The 14,191-nt window shown below is 70.2% G+C and carries 14 protein-coding genes; 4 read left to right on the top strand and 10 right to left on the bottom strand.

Going from position 1 to position 14,191, the window contains the following annotated elements; translation table 11 throughout:
* Positions 1 to 86 precede the first annotated feature (86 nt).
* The gene (locus tag B5557_RS07610; protein ID WP_079658407.1) at positions 87 to 938 is read left to right on the top strand and encodes an MBL fold metallo-hydrolase; all 852 of its coding nucleotides are present in this window, start codon (positions 87 to 89) and stop codon (positions 936 to 938) included.
* Positions 939 to 1,125: 187 nt separating this feature from the next.
* Here B5557_RS07610 and B5557_RS07605 read toward each other — a convergent pair whose 3' ends face one another.
* A complete protein-coding gene (locus tag B5557_RS07605) occupies positions 1,126 to 1,941 on the bottom strand; it encodes a helix-turn-helix domain-containing protein (protein ID WP_231976287.1) in 816 nt (271 codons plus the stop codon).
* A gap of 311 nt (positions 1,942 to 2,252) precedes the next feature.
* Between B5557_RS07605 and B5557_RS07600 the strand changes: the two genes are divergently transcribed.
* Both B5557_RS07600 and B5557_RS07595 read left to right on the top strand, forming a co-directional pair.
* Positions 2,253 to 3,035 (top strand): MBL fold metallo-hydrolase, encoded by a 783-nt coding sequence (locus B5557_RS07600; RefSeq protein ID WP_079658405.1) that lies wholly within the window; start codon positions 2,253 to 2,255, stop codon positions 3,033 to 3,035.
* 14 nt (positions 3,036 to 3,049) lie between these two features.
* Positions 3,050 to 3,967 (top strand): nuclear transport factor 2 family protein, encoded by a 918-nt coding sequence (locus B5557_RS07595; protein WP_079658404.1) that lies wholly within the window; start codon positions 3,050 to 3,052, stop codon positions 3,965 to 3,967.
* Between the two features lie 705 nt (positions 3,968 to 4,672).
* Here B5557_RS07595 and B5557_RS07590 read toward each other — a convergent pair.
* Positions 4,673 to 5,590 carry an alpha/beta hydrolase gene (locus B5557_RS07590; RefSeq protein WP_079658403.1) on the bottom strand — a complete coding sequence of 306 codons (918 nt, stop codon included), beginning with the start codon at positions 5,588 to 5,590 and terminating at the stop codon, positions 4,673 to 4,675.
* A gap of 2 nt (positions 5,591 to 5,592) precedes the next feature.
* Complete coding sequence (locus tag B5557_RS07585; RefSeq protein WP_079658402.1) at positions 5,593 to 6,768, bottom strand: alpha/beta fold hydrolase; 1,176 nt, start codon at positions 6,766 to 6,768, stop codon at positions 5,593 to 5,595.
* Positions 6,769 to 6,987: 219 nt separating this feature from the next.
* Here B5557_RS07585 and B5557_RS07580 point away from each other — a divergent pair, with 219 nt between their 5' ends.
* The gene (locus tag B5557_RS07580) at positions 6,988 to 7,836 is read left to right on the top strand and encodes an MBL fold metallo-hydrolase (protein ID WP_079658401.1); all 849 of its coding nucleotides are present in this window, start codon (positions 6,988 to 6,990) and stop codon (positions 7,834 to 7,836) included.
* A gap of 39 nt (positions 7,837 to 7,875) precedes the next feature.
* On the opposite strand, the gene B5557_RS07575 is transcribed toward B5557_RS07580, so the two are convergent.
* From B5557_RS07575 to B5557_RS07550, 7 genes are all read right to left on the bottom strand, one after another.
* Entirely contained in the window at positions 7,876 to 8,469 is a 594-nt protein-coding gene (locus B5557_RS07575; protein WP_099935525.1) for a CGNR zinc finger domain-containing protein, read from the bottom strand.
* 143 nt (positions 8,470 to 8,612) lie between these two features.
* Positions 8,613 to 8,834 (bottom strand): DUF6083 domain-containing protein, encoded by a 222-nt coding sequence (locus B5557_RS44910; RefSeq protein WP_231976286.1) that lies wholly within the window; start codon positions 8,832 to 8,834, stop codon positions 8,613 to 8,615.
* 351 nt (positions 8,835 to 9,185) lie between these two features.
* Positions 9,186 to 10,187, bottom strand: a complete 1,002-nt coding sequence (locus B5557_RS07570; protein WP_079658399.1) for a proline racemase family protein — start codon at positions 10,185 to 10,187, stop codon at positions 9,186 to 9,188.
* Between the two features lie 24 nt (positions 10,188 to 10,211).
* The gene (locus B5557_RS07565) at positions 10,212 to 11,135 is read right to left on the bottom strand and encodes a dihydrodipicolinate synthase family protein (RefSeq protein WP_079658398.1); all 924 of its coding nucleotides are present in this window, start codon (positions 11,133 to 11,135) and stop codon (positions 10,212 to 10,214) included.
* A gap of 103 nt (positions 11,136 to 11,238) precedes the next feature.
* Positions 11,239 to 12,669 carry an FAD/NAD(P)-dependent oxidoreductase gene (locus B5557_RS07560; RefSeq protein WP_079658397.1) on the bottom strand — a complete coding sequence of 477 codons (1,431 nt, stop codon included), beginning with the start codon at positions 12,667 to 12,669 and terminating at the stop codon, positions 11,239 to 11,241.
* Complete coding sequence (locus tag B5557_RS07555; protein WP_079658396.1) at positions 12,662 to 12,961, bottom strand: (2Fe-2S)-binding protein; 300 nt, start codon at positions 12,959 to 12,961, stop codon at positions 12,662 to 12,664. The genes B5557_RS07560 and B5557_RS07555 overlap by 8 nt, the downstream gene beginning before the upstream one ends.
* Positions 12,958 to 14,130 (bottom strand): NAD(P)/FAD-dependent oxidoreductase, encoded by a 1,173-nt coding sequence (locus B5557_RS07550; protein ID WP_079658395.1) that lies wholly within the window; start codon positions 14,128 to 14,130, stop codon positions 12,958 to 12,960. Before B5557_RS07550 ends, B5557_RS07555 begins: the two co-directional genes overlap by 4 nt.
* Positions 14,131 to 14,191 lie beyond the last annotated feature (61 nt).

Here is a 14,191-nt window from a genome sequence, read left to right as displayed (position 1 = left end):
CCCAGGTTTCCTTAGCGTTACCGCACGGCTCAGAGGGTGCCACGCATTGAGTGGCACGAAAAGGGTCGGTCAGAGAGGAGCGACCCATGCTCACCACTATCTTCTCGGAGCAGCGGAACGGGCTTCGTTTCGATGTGTTCGCGGGTTCCGAAGCGGCTCTGTCGCCGAACTGCGTCCTCATCAGCGGCGAGCACGACGCGATCCTGATCGACGTGCAGTTCGTCATCGACGAGGCGCGCGAACTCGCCGATCGCGTCCGTGACAGCGGTAAACAGCTCAAGGCGGCCTTCATCACGCACGCGCACCCGGACCACTACGGCGGCATGGGTGAGATCGCCTCCGCCTTCCCCAACGCCCCGATCCTGGCCCGGCAGGGCGTCATCGACGGGATCCTGGAGTGGCCGGCCAAGCGCCTGCACTGGCAGGAAGCCTACGGTGACCAGATCCCGGACGAGATGCCGGTGCCCGAGCTGCTGACCGGGGACAGCTATTCCCTGGAGGGGCACGCGGTGGTCTTCGTGGACCTCCCGGTGGCCGAGACGGTGCACGCGACCGCCTTCCACGTGCCCGACGCGCAAGCCGTGATCGCCGGGGACCTGCTCAACCACCACTCGCACTGCTACATGGCGGACACCAACAACCCCGCGTCATGGCTCACCGCCCTGGACCAGGTCCAGGCGCTGGGAGAACATCGGATCGTGGTCCCGGGCCATGGCCCGGTGGGCGGGGAAGAGGTGTTCGACGACACCCGCGCCTGGCTGGAGGACTACCAGGAGGTGGCCAAGCCACGGGTACCCGTCGCCGACATCGCCCGCGAAATGAGTCGGCGGCACCCCGACCGTGCCCTGCCCATGCTGCTCTGGCTCACTCGAGGCCCCTCGTTCGGGCTTGTCGGACCCAAGGAACTGGGGGTGCCGCCGGAGGTGTTCGGAGGCTGAGCCGGAAGTGCCCGCCTTGGAAGGGCGAACTGCTGCGACCGGGTTCGACGCCCCCCTTCGAGACGGCGCGATCGGCCCAGTCAGGCTTTTGGCCCAAGGGATGGAATGCGTTGCTCGTGACTCCAACGGGCCAGCGCCCAAAGCAGCCCTCGCCGAACTCGTTCACGCAGTCCGGTGGCGTGGGCGGCTACGCAGGCGGCGACGCACGTTGGGAGGCGCGGAAGGCCAGGGGGGTGCGGCCGGTGTGGCGTTGGAAGAACTTGCCGAAGTGGGTGGCGCTGGTGAAGCCGAGGTGGGCTGCGATGGTGGAGGCGGGTTCGGTGCCGTGGGCGAGGAGTCGTTTGGCCTCCAGGACGAGGCGTTGGTCGAGGTAGTCCTTGGCGCTTAGGCCCGCCGCGGTCTGGGTGGCGCGGGTGAGGGTGCGGGTGGAGTAGCCGAGTTCGCGGGCGTAGTCGTCGATGCGATGGGTGCGGGAGAAACCGCGTTCGACAGCGTCGCGGAAGCGCAGGAAGGGCTCGGGGGCTGATTCCGCAGCCTGGTCGTGCTGCTGCAGGTGGGCCAGGCGCAGGAGTACGACGTCGAGCAGGCGGTGCAGCAGGGCGGTGTGCACCGGCAGCGGACGGCGGTCCCACTGAGAGAACTCCGCGGCCAGTTGCTCGGCCGCGGCTGCCAGCACGGGGGCCTCCGAAGGATCGGGGCTGTACAAGGGCGTCGGGGCAGTGCCGGTGCCGAGTGCGGTCAGTTCCGCGGTCTCGGGGGCGACGAAGTCCTCCTGGAAGAAGATCAGGACGGCCTCGACCTGGTCAAGGTTCTGCCACTGGTGCACCTGGCCCGGCCGGATCCACAGCCAGGAACCGGGCGGCAGTACGTACCCGGTGAAGTCGACGCGGTGGCGCAGGGTGCCGGCGGTGACCAGCATCAGGCCGTGGAAGTCCTGCCGGTGCGGGGTGGCGATGTGCCAGGGCCAGTCACGGATGCGGTCGCGGAAGTCGGCCAGGGTCATGACCTCCACACCCGCCGGGGTTCCGGCCGGAGGATGGAAAACCACCTTCGGCAGGCCTGTCTCCCGCCGACCGAGCTTCTGCCGCGCTTGTCGCCTGTGGACCATCACGAGACCGCAGCGTACCTCGCAGGGTCTCCGGTTCCGTCCCAGTATGGAGTTGTTCCAGGGACGCGGGCCCGTGGAGTGGAAAGCCAGCGGAAAGCCGGCTGTGTCCGTTGCGGCCGATGGCCGGTCGTGTGCCGGCCATCAGCGTCCGCCCCTCCCCGCGGCCCCTCATCACCGCTCATCCGCATTCCGACAGGAGCACAGTCATGCACGGCACCCTCACGGTCATCGACAAGGGCCAGGTCCGCATCCACAGCTACGTCTCGCCCGAGGACGGCCTGGGCGTCACCACCCAGCTGATCGAGACGCCGTTGCGGATCATCGCCGTCGACGCGCAGTTCGTCCTGGCCTACGCCGACGAGGTCGTCGCCTACGCCAAGAGCCTGGGCAAGCCGCTTGACCGCCTCGTCATCAGCCACGCGCATCCGGACCACTACCAGGGCGCGGCCCGCTTCGGCGTCCCGGTGCACGCCCTGCCGGAGACCACCGCGGAGATCGTCGCCATGGGCGCCAAGACGGATCTGCCCACCGGCACCGCGATCCCGCTCGCCGCCATGACTCCGACCGTGGAGATCACCCCGGGCACCGAGGTCATCGACGGCATCCCGTTCGTGTTCGAGAAGGTCACCGGCGGCGAGATCCACACCACCCTCGTGATCAAGCTGCCCGAGGAGGGTGTCCTGGTCGCTCAGGACGTCGTCTACAACCACACTCACCTGTGGTTCCTGGACAAGGACTTCGACGGCTGGCAGGCCAACATCGACCGCTTCGCGGCCGAGACCGAGTACGACACCATCCTGCCCGGCCACGGCGAGCCGACCACTCCCGCCGTCTGGGCCGAGCTCACCGACTACGTCAACGCCGGCCGGGAGCTGCTCGGTGACGACGGCGACGCCTACAAGAAGGCCATCACCGAGCGCTACCCCGCCTACCAGGGCGCAGCCCTCATCGACGTCGCCAACGCCTACATGTTCGGCCCCAAGAACTGAGTCAGTCCGACTGCATGACCACCCGTCGCGTCCTCGTCGCCACGGTCGCCACGTCCGCCCTGCTGGGCACCGCGACCGTACCCTTCGCCTCGCCGCCCGTCAGTGCGGGTCACGCCATCGGGCACGTCGACGGCGGCGCCCGGCTCGACTACCAGAAGACCGTTGCCGTATGCGTCCTCAAGGAAGCGTTCGAGCGGGGTGACACCGAGGTCGTGGACAGGTTCGTGCGGGCCGACTACATCCAGCACAACCCCCTCGCGTCCGACGGCGCCGAGGCGTTGAAGAACTTCGCTGCCGGGTTGCATCAGCAGTTCCCCGACACCAAGTACGACGTCAAGCGGGTCATCTCCGAGAACGACCTCGTCGTGGTGCACTCCAACCTCGTACTGACGCCGGGAAGTCGAGGCTCGGCCGTCATGGACATTTTCCGGTTCCAGGACGGCAAGATCGCCGAGCATTGGGCCACCCTGCAGGACGTCCCCGACGGCAGCGTCAACGGCAACGACATGTTCTCCACCGTCAGTCGGCCGCAGACCGGGCAACCTGGTCCGCGCTCGCTCACCGCCGCCAACAAGGCGCTCGTCACCAAGGCATTCGACCGGCTCATCGTCGACAAGGATCTGTCCGCGCTCGACCTGTACTGGAGCGCCGGGTACCACCAGCACAATCCCGGCATCGCGGATGGTGTGGCCGGTGCGCGGGACGGGCTTGGGGCGTACTTCCGGGCGTTCCCGGAACTGACCGTCTCCCGCAAGCGCATTGTCGCCGAGGGAGAACTGGTCGCCGTCCACAGTCACTACGTGAACGCGCCCGGCGGGCGCGGGCAGTCGGTCGTGGATCTGTTCCGGGTACAGGGCGGGAAGATCGTAGAGCACTGGGACGTGCTTCAGGACGTGCCGGCCACTTCCGTCAACGACAACACCATGTTCTGATCTGAGGGGCGTTCACGAAAACGGAACGTCCCTCTGCGGCCCAGTAGGTTCCTCGCCGGGTGGGTGGGATCTCGCTTTCACCACGCCGGATCACGGCCGCTGCGGCACTCGGGTCGGGACGGCCCTCAGCGGGCCGCCCATCGGGCCGTCCGTGTGCCCCGGCGACCTCGCCAGGACACGCGGACGGAGCTCACCGCAGGGGCCGACGACTGGAAGCAGTCCGCCAGGTCGGTGACGCACGTCCGCAGTCGTGGCCTGAATGGGGAGCACCGGCGCCGCGTCCGCCCCGTTGGCAGGCGCCTCCCATCGGCGTGCCCCTGGCCGTCGTGGAGGACGACTTCAACGCTTGTCCGAAGCTGCCCACAGCCCAGATCCGCTCGCCAACCGGCTGTCCTGCGGACGCTCGCCGACCGCGATCGCCGCGGGCGCGCCTCAGCTGCCGGCGCGAGCACTGCAACCTGCACCGCCCCAAGCGCTACAGCCGCCGCCCGCGACGGGGCTTCTGCACGTCCGCGCTGGCTACATACACGGCGGCGGTGAACGGGTCGGTACGGCACTCGACGACGCGCCCATGTCATGGCCGACCGGGCCAGGTGGCGCGTGACCGTGGCAGCCACGTTCCGGAAGCGCTCCGCCAGGGAGAGAGGCGGCGGCGGTCACCCGCCTGGGGAGGCGGTTCCAGCAGTGGCCGGAACCGCCTCCGTCTCACGAGCCGGTTGAGGCCGGGACCGGGTCGAGGTGAGTTTGGAACCACGACAGCGCGGCGCCGCTGGTTTCCTCGAAGTGCACCTTGTAGGCGTCGAAGTGCCCGCCGGGCACCAGGACCAGCTTCTTCGGGGACAGTGCTCGCTCGAAGGCGGCCAGCTGGATGTCGGTCGGGATCACCGTCTCGCCGGTCCCGACGATCATCATGAGCGGCTTGGGCGAGACCCGGGTGATCCATACTCCCGGCTCGTACAGCCGCGCGGCCCGGCTGGAGCGAGCCGTCACCGTGTTGTTCTCGCGGCCCGGCGGAACCAGGTCACGGTAGAACCGCAGCGCGTCCGGGCTGGGGTACAGGGCCGGGTCGGCCGGATCGTCGCCGATGGACGTCTGGTACCGCAGTTCACCGCCGGCGGCCAGGGCGCGTTCGTCCTCCGCCTGGGCGAGTTCGAAGGCGGCGATGCGCTCCGGCGGGACCTTGCGCTGCCACTGCTCGAATCCGCTGATGGTGGGCACCTGCGACACCACGCACTTGATCCGCACGTCGGTCGCGCCGAGCACGATCGCGTGACCGCCCGCGAAGCTCGTGCCCCACACCCCGATGCGGTCCGCGTCGACCTCCGGCCGGGCCTCCAGGAAGCTGATCGCGCGGCGCCAGTCCGCGATCTGACGCCACGGGTCGACGTCGTTGCGGGGCTCGCCGTCGCTGGCGCCGAACGTGCGGTGATCGTGGACGAGCACCACGAACCCGGCGTCGGCGAACTTGCGCGCGTACGGGTCGAGGCCCATCTCGCGGTTGCCGCCGAATCCGTGCGCCATCGTGATCGCGGGGCGCGGGCCCTCGGCGTCCGGCAGGTAGAGCCAGCCGCGCAGAGTCACGCCCCCGTCCGCCGTGAACTCTACGTCGATGCGTTCGGTCATGGTCATTCGCCTTCCGTGAAGTTGAAGTACTCGGCGGGGATGAGGCCGGCCGCGGTCAGGGGCGCCCCGACCTTCGCGTTGATCTGCACCACGGCGCCGAGGGGGCGGTGGTGGATGGCGATCTCCGTGATGAGCCCTTCGTCATCACGTGTGAGGATCGTGATCCCCTTCATCTCGAAGCCACCGAACGCGCTGGCCTCCCACTCCAGATACGTCCGCGGGCCGTCCTGCACCTTCCGGACGAACTCGAGCCGCTCGTACGCGGAGCTCACCGCGGCCATGAGGGCCTCGACCTGCTCCTTGCGCTCCAGGGGCTTGGCGAGGGCGCTCGCCTCCATCCGCACGTTCGGCGAGAGGGCGGCCGCGAAGGACTCCTCGGTGCGCTGCTCGAACGCACTCGTCCAGGCCTTGGCCGGGCGGCCGTCGGCGGGGTTCGACGCGATCTCCTCGACGACCGCCGTGACGACGGCGGCGACGGCTGCCGGGTTCTCGGCGTGCGCCCAGTGACCCGCGCCGGTGATCGTCTGCGAGGCGGCGCCGGGGAAGCGGGGCGCGACATACGCGGAGACGACCTCTTCCGTGACGAAGGGGTCGTTCTCCCCGCGCAGGATGGCGACGCTCCCGTGGAACTTGGTGGGCTGTTGTCCGTCCGGGTGCCCGTTGTTCCACGCGGTCGCCGTGTCGGAGATCGTCGACGGGTCGACGTGCAGCGTCACTTGGGCGAGCCGGTCATTTTCCTCGGCCGGGAACGCGGTGGCGAGAGCGCCGCGGAAGGCACGCTGCGCGTCGAGTCCGAGATCGGGTGCCTGGAAGGGGGCGATCTGCTCCGGGGGGAGGTGAGTGCCCGCCAGGGGGATCGGGTTGACCAGGACGAGCGAACGCACCTGCTCGGCCAGGCGGGCGGCGGCGAGCTCGGCGATCTGGCTTCCCATGCTGTGGCCGACGAGCACGACGGGGCCCTCCGTCGAGCGCACGACGCTCTCGAGGTCGTCGGCCCAGCGGGCGAGTGTGAACGGCCCGTGATCCGAGGCGCGCGTACCCATGCCGGCGAGCTCGAACGCGATCGAGGGGATCGACCGCTCGTCGAGGACGGTGCGGACGCTGTTCCAGATGGCGCCGTCGTCCAGGTATCCGTGGACGAGCACCGCGGTCGGAGCCTGCGTCGCTGGGCTGTTCATCTCGTGTCTCCTTTGACGATCGCTCTCTTGCGGCGACGAATCGGAGCCAGTGGCTCTCGGGATTCTCGGTCGACGCGAGCTCTATGACGTAAGCATAGGGTCTATGCTTGCGTCAATGTCATCGCTCTGTGAGTGACGGAACGAGGACCGGGACTTCCGGCTCCTTCCACGTTCCGGCCGGAGTGGGAGCGACCACCCGAGAATCCGAGGAGTCCAACAATGACGTCGAGCGCCTTGACCTACGCCGTGCACATCGCGGACGGCATGCCGACCACCAACTCCGACGTTCCGCCCGATCAGAGCGAGCGTTCCTGGTCGCCGACGTCGAGCGTCCTCATCTCGAACGGGGGAGAGGCACTGCTGGTGGATCCGCTCTTCACGATCGCGCAGTCAGAGGGCCTGCTGCACTGGCTCAGCGAGCGTGAGGCACCTGTGACGAGCGTGTACGTCACGCACGGCCACGGGGACCACTGGTTCGGTCTCGGAGCCGTTCTGCAGCAGTACCCCGGTGCGCGGGCCTTCGCGCTGCCCGAGGTCGTCGAGGACATGGCCTACCAGTCCTCGCCCGAGGTCCTCAAGGCGGTCTGGCGCGCCTGGTTCCCGGAGCAGATCCCTGAGCAACTGGTGCTCGCCGAACCGCTGGAGGGCGACGTCCTGACGGTGGGCGGGGCGGAGGTCCGCCCGGTCCGCCTGGGACACACGGACAGCGACAACACCACCTGCCTGCACGTTCCCGACCTGGGGCTGATCGTCGCGGGCGACGTGATCTACAACAACGTGCACCTCATGCTGGCGGCGTCGGACGCGGACGGGCGAGCCGAGTGGCTGAGGGCTCTCGACACGGTCGAGGCGCTGGCGCCGACCGCGATCGTGGCGGGACACAAGGATCCGGCCGCCGGCGACGAGCCTCGTCACATAGAGGAGACCCGTCGTTACATCCTTGATTTCAACAGCGGGGTGCGTCGCACCGGCAGCACCCTCGAGCTCTACGAGTACATGCTCGAGCGCCACCCGTCGCGCATCAATCCCGGTGCTCTGTGGGGCTCCTGCCGGGCCGCGAAAGGCTGAGCAGCCGGCGCCCGTATGGTCGGGCGGTCCTGCGGCGCGTTACGCGCGCGCGGCCGCCCGGCGCTGGCGCGAGGCCCGCAGGTTCACGGCGTTACCGCAGATGCGCACGTCATGCCAGACGCCGTTGTTGGGGTTCGTGCCGTCATAGAACGCAACCGAGCAGACCCGGTTGCGGCACATCTTCAAACGACGCCATGTGTCAGTCAGTTGGGCGTTCGTGATCTCGTTGAGCACGGCCGCGACGACCCAACCGGCGTCCTTGCCGCGCGGCGCCAGCGAGAAAACGCCGTCGCCGTCGATCCGCACCTCGAGCGCGCCGCTCACCCCCTTGGGCGCGGATCGGACCGGAGCGTCGCGTACCGCACCCGACACCGCCATCTGCAGCGAGGCGCGCAGCTGCTGAAGCCGCACCAGCCCCGGTTCGTCGACCTCGATTGCCGGCGCCTCCGCCCCGGAGCGTCGACTCCATTCGTCCAGCGCACTGGAGAGCCATGACGTCGCAGAAGCCGGCGTCGAGAGCAGGTCCTCGAGTGCGGGCTTGCCGGCGGCACGGGTGTTCAGGACCTCCTGGACGAGGATGAGCGGTCCGGTGGCGATGCGGTCGGTGTAGCGTTCGCTCGCGAGTTCAGACATAGGCATAGCTTATTAGCTCCAGTCTTCATTGGCGAGGAGAACGGGATCGCCGCCGAAAAGACCCTAACGGCGACCCCGTGCGTTCGACGCGCCGGCGAGTGCGCGGCACCGCGTGGTGACCGTAAGAGCGGAGGCGCTGCACTTCACGCTCCCCTGGGCCGGGCAGATGCTCGCGTGGGTGAGTCGGCACCAGGCGCTGCCGTCACCAGAGACCACTCGGCTGGATTGCCGCATTCACGGCAGCGGCCGCGCTGGGCACAACGCAGAAGTCGGCTAGGGCTGTCGGGATCTACACACAGGGAGCGTCGCGGATGGGAAGAGATCGGGCTGTTGTCCCAGCGGCGGGGTACGGGTGAGGGGCGCATGCGCGCGAAGGTGCCAGCCCGCACGCCGTGGTGTGATGTCGGGGCCGTAGAAGTAGTCCGAACAGTCCTATACAAGGCGACGCGCGCTCGATTTAACGCTCAGACGTTCACATCGTCCTGCCCGATCGGCTGAACGCAGGTCAGCGATCCAGGGCGGCTTCGCCGGCCGCCGTGGGAGGGGTAAATGGGCACGCTGAAGGCCCCATAGCCCTTGATCAACACCGCGTTGCGGGGTGGCAGCGCAGGAGGCGGAGGTCAGCTGGTCAGCTACCTGCGGTTTTGCCCACGCCGGTAGGTATTTACGCGTCAGAGGCCCTGTCAACTCTCATTTTCAGGGGCCGCTCTCAGGCGTCACAGGACGAACCCCGCCGGGAACGGGTCCGTCGGGTCCAGCAGGTACTGGGCCGTTCCCGTGATCCAGGCGCGGCCGGTGAAGCTGGGCAGCACCGCTGGGCGGCCGGCGACCTCCGTCATGCCGAGCAGCCGCCCCGTGAAGCGGGTGCCGATGAAGGACTCGTTCACGAACTCGGTGTGCAACGGCAGCTCGCCCCGGGCGTGCAGTTGCGCCATGCGCGCGCTCGTCCCCGTACCGCAGGGCGAGCGGTCGAACCAGCCGGGGTGGATGGCCATCGCATGCCGCGAGTGCCGGGCGGTGGCGCCGGGCGCGTACAAGTGGACGTGGTGGCAGCCGCGGATGGACGGGTCCTCGGGGTGGACCGGCTCCTCCTCGGAGTTGATCACCTCCATCAGGGACAGGCCGGCCCGCAGGATGTCGTCCTTTCGAGCACGGTCGAAGGGCAGCCCGAACTCCTCCAGCGGCAGGATCGCGTAGAAGTTGCCGCCGTACGCCAGGTCGTATGTCACGCTGCTCCCGTCGGGCAGGGTCGCCTTACGGTCCAGCGCGACCGCGAAGGAGGGGACGTTCTGCAAGGTCACGGACGTGGCCGCGCCGTCCTCGACCGTCACCTCGGCGACGACGAGTCCGGCCGGGGTGTCCAGGCGGATGGTGGTGACCGGCTCGACGACCTCCACCATGCCCGTCTCGACGAGCACCGTCGCCACCCCGATCGTGCCGTGCCCGCACATCGGCAGATAGCCGGAGACCTCGATGTAGACGACGCCCCAGTCGCAGTCCGGCCGGGTGGGCGGCTGGAGGATGGCGCCGCTCATCGCGGAGTGCCCGCGCGGCTCGTTCATCAGCAACTGCTTGACGTCGTCGCGGTGTTCACGGAAGTACAGCCGCCGCTCGTTCATCGTCGCGCCGGGGATGGTGCCGATCCCGCCGGTGATCACGCGGGTGGGCATGCCCTCGGTGTGCGAGTCGACGGCGTGCAGGACGAGCTTACTGCGCATGAAGTCCCCTTGTCCGGTGCGGAGTTACGCGAGTCCTGCGGCGACGGCCTTCTCGGTGGCCGCGCGGACCGTCGCCTCCTGGTCCGGCAGCAGCGGGACCCGTGGCGGACGGCAGCCGCCGCCGTGGCGGCCCACGACGTCCATCGAGAGTTTGATCGCCTGGACGAACTCGACGCGGGAGTCCCAGCGCAGCAGCGGATGGAGCTGACGGTACAGGGGGAGCGCCGTGGTGAGATCACCGGCGACGGCCGCCCGGTACAGCTGCACCGAGGCCTTCGGCAGCGCGTTGGGGTAGCCCGCCACCCAACCCTTGGCCCCTGCCACGGCCAACTCCAGCAGCACGTCGTCGGCGCCGATCAACAGGTCCAGTTCGGGGGCGAGTTCGGCGATCCGATAGGCGCGTCGGACATCACCGGAGAACTCCTTGACGCCGTGGATGAGACCCTCGCCGTGCAGCCGCGCCAGCAGTTCGGGCACGAGGTCGACCTTGGTGTCGATCGGGTTGTTGTACGCCACGACCGGCAGGCCCGCCCGGGCGACCTCCGCGTAGTGGGCCACGACGGCACGCTCGTCCGCGCGGTAGGCGTTGGGTGGCAGCAGCATGACCGCTTCGCAGCCCGCCTCGGCGGCCTGCTCGGCCCAACGGCGGGCCTCCGCTGAGCCGTACGCGGCGACCCCGGGCATCACCCGCGCCCCGCCGATCGCGCTCACCGCCGTCTGCACCACCCTGGTGCGTTCCTCGGGCGTGAGCACCTGGTACTCGCCCAGTGAGCCATTGGGCACGACGCCGTCACAGCCGTTCGCCACCAGCCAGGCGCAGTGTTCGGCGTACCGGTCGTAGTCGACGGAGAGGTCACGCTTGAGCGGGAGCGCGGTGGCGACGAGGACACCACGCCAGGGACGATGCCGGGGCTCGGCGGGGCCGGGGGGAGGGGTGGGGGCGGTCATCCGAGGTCCCTTTCATGTGGCGTTCGATGAGCGCTCGATGAGCGTTCGATGAGTGGTGGGAGAGTGGCGTTTGGCGTGTGGGATGAGAGTGGCATGTGACATATCACTGGGTCGTCGGTGTGGGTTCGGTCGGCGCGGTGGCCAGCACCCCCAAGGGCACGGGGCGGGCCAGCAGCCGGCGGGCCGGGGTGAGCTCACAGCCGGCGACACCGGCCACGCCGGGCTCGCACATCCGGCCCTGGCACCAGCCCATACCGGCCCGGGTCAGCAGTTTCACGGTGCGCAGGTCACCCGCGCCGAGTGTGCCGACGGCCTCGCGGACGGCGCCGGCGGTGACCTCCTCGCAACGGCACACGACCGTCTCGTCGCTCACCTGGTCCGTCCACCGGACGGGCCGTGCGGCATACGCGCCGTCCAGTGCCGCGAAGAACGACCGCAGCCGGGTCCGGGCTCGGGCGGCCGGCGCCCACGCCCGTGGTTCGGGAACCGTGCCGGTCAGCCTGGCCGCCGCCGACCGTCCGGCGATATGCCCCTCGGCGAGCGACAGCTCCGCGCCGCCGATGCCCGTGGTCTCCCCGGCGGCCCAAACGCCGGGGACGTCGGTGCGCTGCTCGTCGTCGACGCGCACGCCCGGCCCGTCGAGGCGACAGCCGAGCCCCTCGGCGAGATCGGTGTGCGGCAGCAGACCATGCCCGACGGCGAGGGTGTCGCAGGGGACACGTCGCTCGGAACCGGGCACCGGCCGGCCCTCGGCGTTCAGCGCTGCGACGACGACGTACTCCAGCCGTTCGGCGCCGTGCGCTTCCAGTACCAGGTGACGGGTCTTCACCGGGATGCGGTGGCGCAGGAGTCGGGCCGCGTACCCGGCGCCTTCGGCCAGCTTCCGAGGGGCTGTGGCCCAGGCCGGGGCGCGACGCACGAAGTTCCCCGGCTCGGCCGACTCGACCAGGGCGACGACCCGCGCTCCCGCAGCGGCGAGGCCGGCCGCGACGGGCAGCAGCAGGGGGCCCGTGCCGGCCACCACCGCCGTACGGCCGGGCAGCACGAGTCCGCCCTTCAACAGGGCCTGGGCGCCGCCCGCGGTGATCACACCGGGCAGGGTCCAGCCGGGGAACGGCAGGACCTTCTCGTAGCCGCCGCTCGCCAGCAGCACCCCGTCTGCGCGGACCGCGACGGACTCCTCCTGCTCAGGACCCGTCAGTGCGTGCACGGTGAAGCCGGCTGATCCAACCGAGCCGTTCGACTCCCGTTCCACACACCACACATGACGCTCCCTCAGATGCGTGACGCGTCCGGCGGCGAGGTGGGTGTCGAGTCCGGCGCGCAGTCGCTCCCAGGTGCCCCACTGGTGGTGGAGTGCCTGGGGGCGACGGGCGCGGAGTGCGGGTGCGGGCTGCCGGTAGAACTGTCCGCCCGCCTCGGCGGCGGAGTCGATCAGCACCACCCGCACGCCGTGCGCCGCGGCTGCCGACGCGGCGGCGAGCCCGGCCGGGCCCGCGCCGATCACCGCGAGCACCGGGTGCCGCTCAGTCATCGTGGCCCGTCCCTTCCTGCGTGCGGATGTCCGCGCCCGGCGCTGCAGGCACCAGGCAGGCGCGTTGGTTGGGGCGGCCGTCGACGGTCACCAGGCAGTCGAAGCAGACGCCGATCCCGCAGAAGACCCCGCGCGCACGCCCTCCGGCCCGTGTGGTGCGCCAGGCCGTGACACCGGACGACCACAGCGCGGCGGCGATCGTCTGCCCGGGCAGTGCCTCGATCTCCCGGCCGTCGAAGGTGAGGGTGAACGGGGTGCCGGGGCGAGCCCGGACCAGCTTCAGGGGGTTCACGGCGCGGCCTCCCGGGCGGAGCGGTCGGGGTGGTCGAAGCGGTCGGGGCGGAACGGTGTCAGGCTCAGTTCCGGGCCCTGACCGGCGAGGGTCTGCGCGATCAGGTGGCCGGTGCCGGTGGCGAGCCCGATGCCCGCGCCCTCGTGGCCACAGGCGTGGAACAGCCCGGGCACGCGCGGGTCGGGTCCGATGGCGGGGAGGTGGTCGGGCATGTACGGGCGGAAGCCGAGATACGTGCGCATCGCCCGTACCTGCTCCAGGAACGGGAACAGGCGGGTCGCCCCCGCCGCCAGGGCGCGGACGACCGGCAGCGAGAAGGACCGGTCGAAGCCGACCCGTTCCCGGCTCGCGCCGATCAGCACCGGCCCGGCGGCGGTCCCCTCGACGACCGGTGAGGTCTGCAGGGCGGCCGAGTCGCTCGCCACGTCGGCCACGTAGTCGGCGGCGTACACCTTGTGCCGCACCCGGCGCGGCAGCGGCTCGGTGACCAGGACGAAGCCCCGGCGGGGGAGTACCGGTAGCCGCACCCCCGCCAGTTCGGCGACCTGCGCACCCCAGGTCCCGGCCGCGTTCACCACGACCGGCGCGAGGAGGTCGCCCCGGTCGGTCCGCACGCCCCGGACGGCGCCGTCGGCGCCGCGCAGGATCCGTGTCACGGTGCGACCGGTCTCCAGCCGCGCGCCCGAGGCCCGTACGAGGTGCGCGGCGGCAAGGGTGGGCATGACCTGGGCGTCCTGCGGATACAGCACACCGCCCGCGAGGCCGGGGGCCAAGTACGGTTCCAGGTCGTGGAGTTGGTCCGCTCCGACGTGGACTGTCTCCACCCCGGCCGCCCGCTGTCCGGTTGCCAGATCCGTCAGGGCGGTGAGGGTCTCGGGGGCGGACGCGACGACGAGGCCGCCCTTGGGCTCGTACTCGACGGCTGTGCCCAGCTCCTGGGCCAGCTCGGCCCACAACCTGGCGGACAGCAGGGCCAGTTGGAGCTCGGGCCCTGGCTCTTTGTCGGAGACGAGGAGGTTGCCCTCGCCGGCGCCGGTGGTGCCGCCTGCCACGGGACCGCGGTCGACCAGCACCACCTCAAGCCCGGTACGGGCCGCGTACAGCGCGCAGGCGGCGCCCACCATGCCGGCGCCGACGACCACGACGTCACCGCTCGGTCGCTTGGTCACGACAGTAATATGTCACATGGTTCTGCTCGGGGGAAGAAGGCCGGAGACGGCCGGGCGCGGA

This window comes from Streptomyces sp. 3214.6 (assembly GCF_900129855.1).
In the GTDB taxonomy this organism is placed as follows: Bacteria; Actinomycetota; Actinomycetes; order Streptomycetales; family Streptomycetaceae; genus Streptomyces; species Streptomyces soliscabiei.
The sequence above is the reverse complement of the archived record's forward strand: the minus strand, read 5'-3'. Positions and strand labels throughout refer to the sequence as shown.

What these genes read in the sequence shown, in the direction of transcription:
- B5557_RS07610 (WP_079658407.1), top strand. Translation starts at nt 87, where the DNA reads ATGCTCACCACTATCTTCTCGGAGCAGCGGAACGGGCTTCGTTTCGAT.
- B5557_RS07605 (WP_231976287.1), bottom strand. Translation starts at nt 1,941, where the DNA reads ATGACCCTGGCCGACTTCCGCGACCGCATCCGTGACTGGCCCTGGCAC.
- B5557_RS07580 (WP_079658401.1), top strand. Translation starts at nt 6,988, where the DNA reads ATGACGTCGAGCGCCTTGACCTACGCCGTGCACATCGCGGACGGCATG.
- B5557_RS07565 (WP_079658398.1), bottom strand. Translation starts at nt 11,135, where the DNA reads ATGACCGCCCCCACCCCTCCCCCCGGCCCCGCCGAGCCCCGGCATCGT.
- B5557_RS44910 (WP_231976286.1), bottom strand. Translation starts at nt 8,834, where the DNA reads ATGCGCCCCTCACCCGTACCCCGCCGCTGGGACAACAGCCCGATCTCT.
- B5557_RS07595 (WP_079658404.1), top strand. Translation starts at nt 3,050, where the DNA reads ATGACCACCCGTCGCGTCCTCGTCGCCACGGTCGCCACGTCCGCCCTG.
- B5557_RS07575 (WP_099935525.1), bottom strand. Translation starts at nt 8,469, where the DNA reads ATGTCTGAACTCGCGAGCGAACGCTACACCGACCGCATCGCCACCGGA.
- B5557_RS07600 (WP_079658405.1), top strand. Translation starts at nt 2,253, where the DNA reads ATGCACGGCACCCTCACGGTCATCGACAAGGGCCAGGTCCGCATCCAC.
- B5557_RS07590 (WP_079658403.1), bottom strand. Translation starts at nt 5,590, where the DNA reads ATGACCGAACGCATCGACGTAGAGTTCACGGCGGACGGGGGCGTGACT.
- B5557_RS07585 (WP_079658402.1), bottom strand. Translation starts at nt 6,768, where the DNA reads ATGAACAGCCCAGCGACGCAGGCTCCGACCGCGGTGCTCGTCCACGGA.
- B5557_RS07560 (WP_079658397.1), bottom strand. Translation starts at nt 12,669, where the DNA reads ATGACTGAGCGGCACCCGGTGCTCGCGGTGATCGGCGCGGGCCCGGCC.
- B5557_RS07570 (WP_079658399.1), bottom strand. Translation starts at nt 10,187, where the DNA reads ATGCGCAGTAAGCTCGTCCTGCACGCCGTCGACTCGCACACCGAGGGC.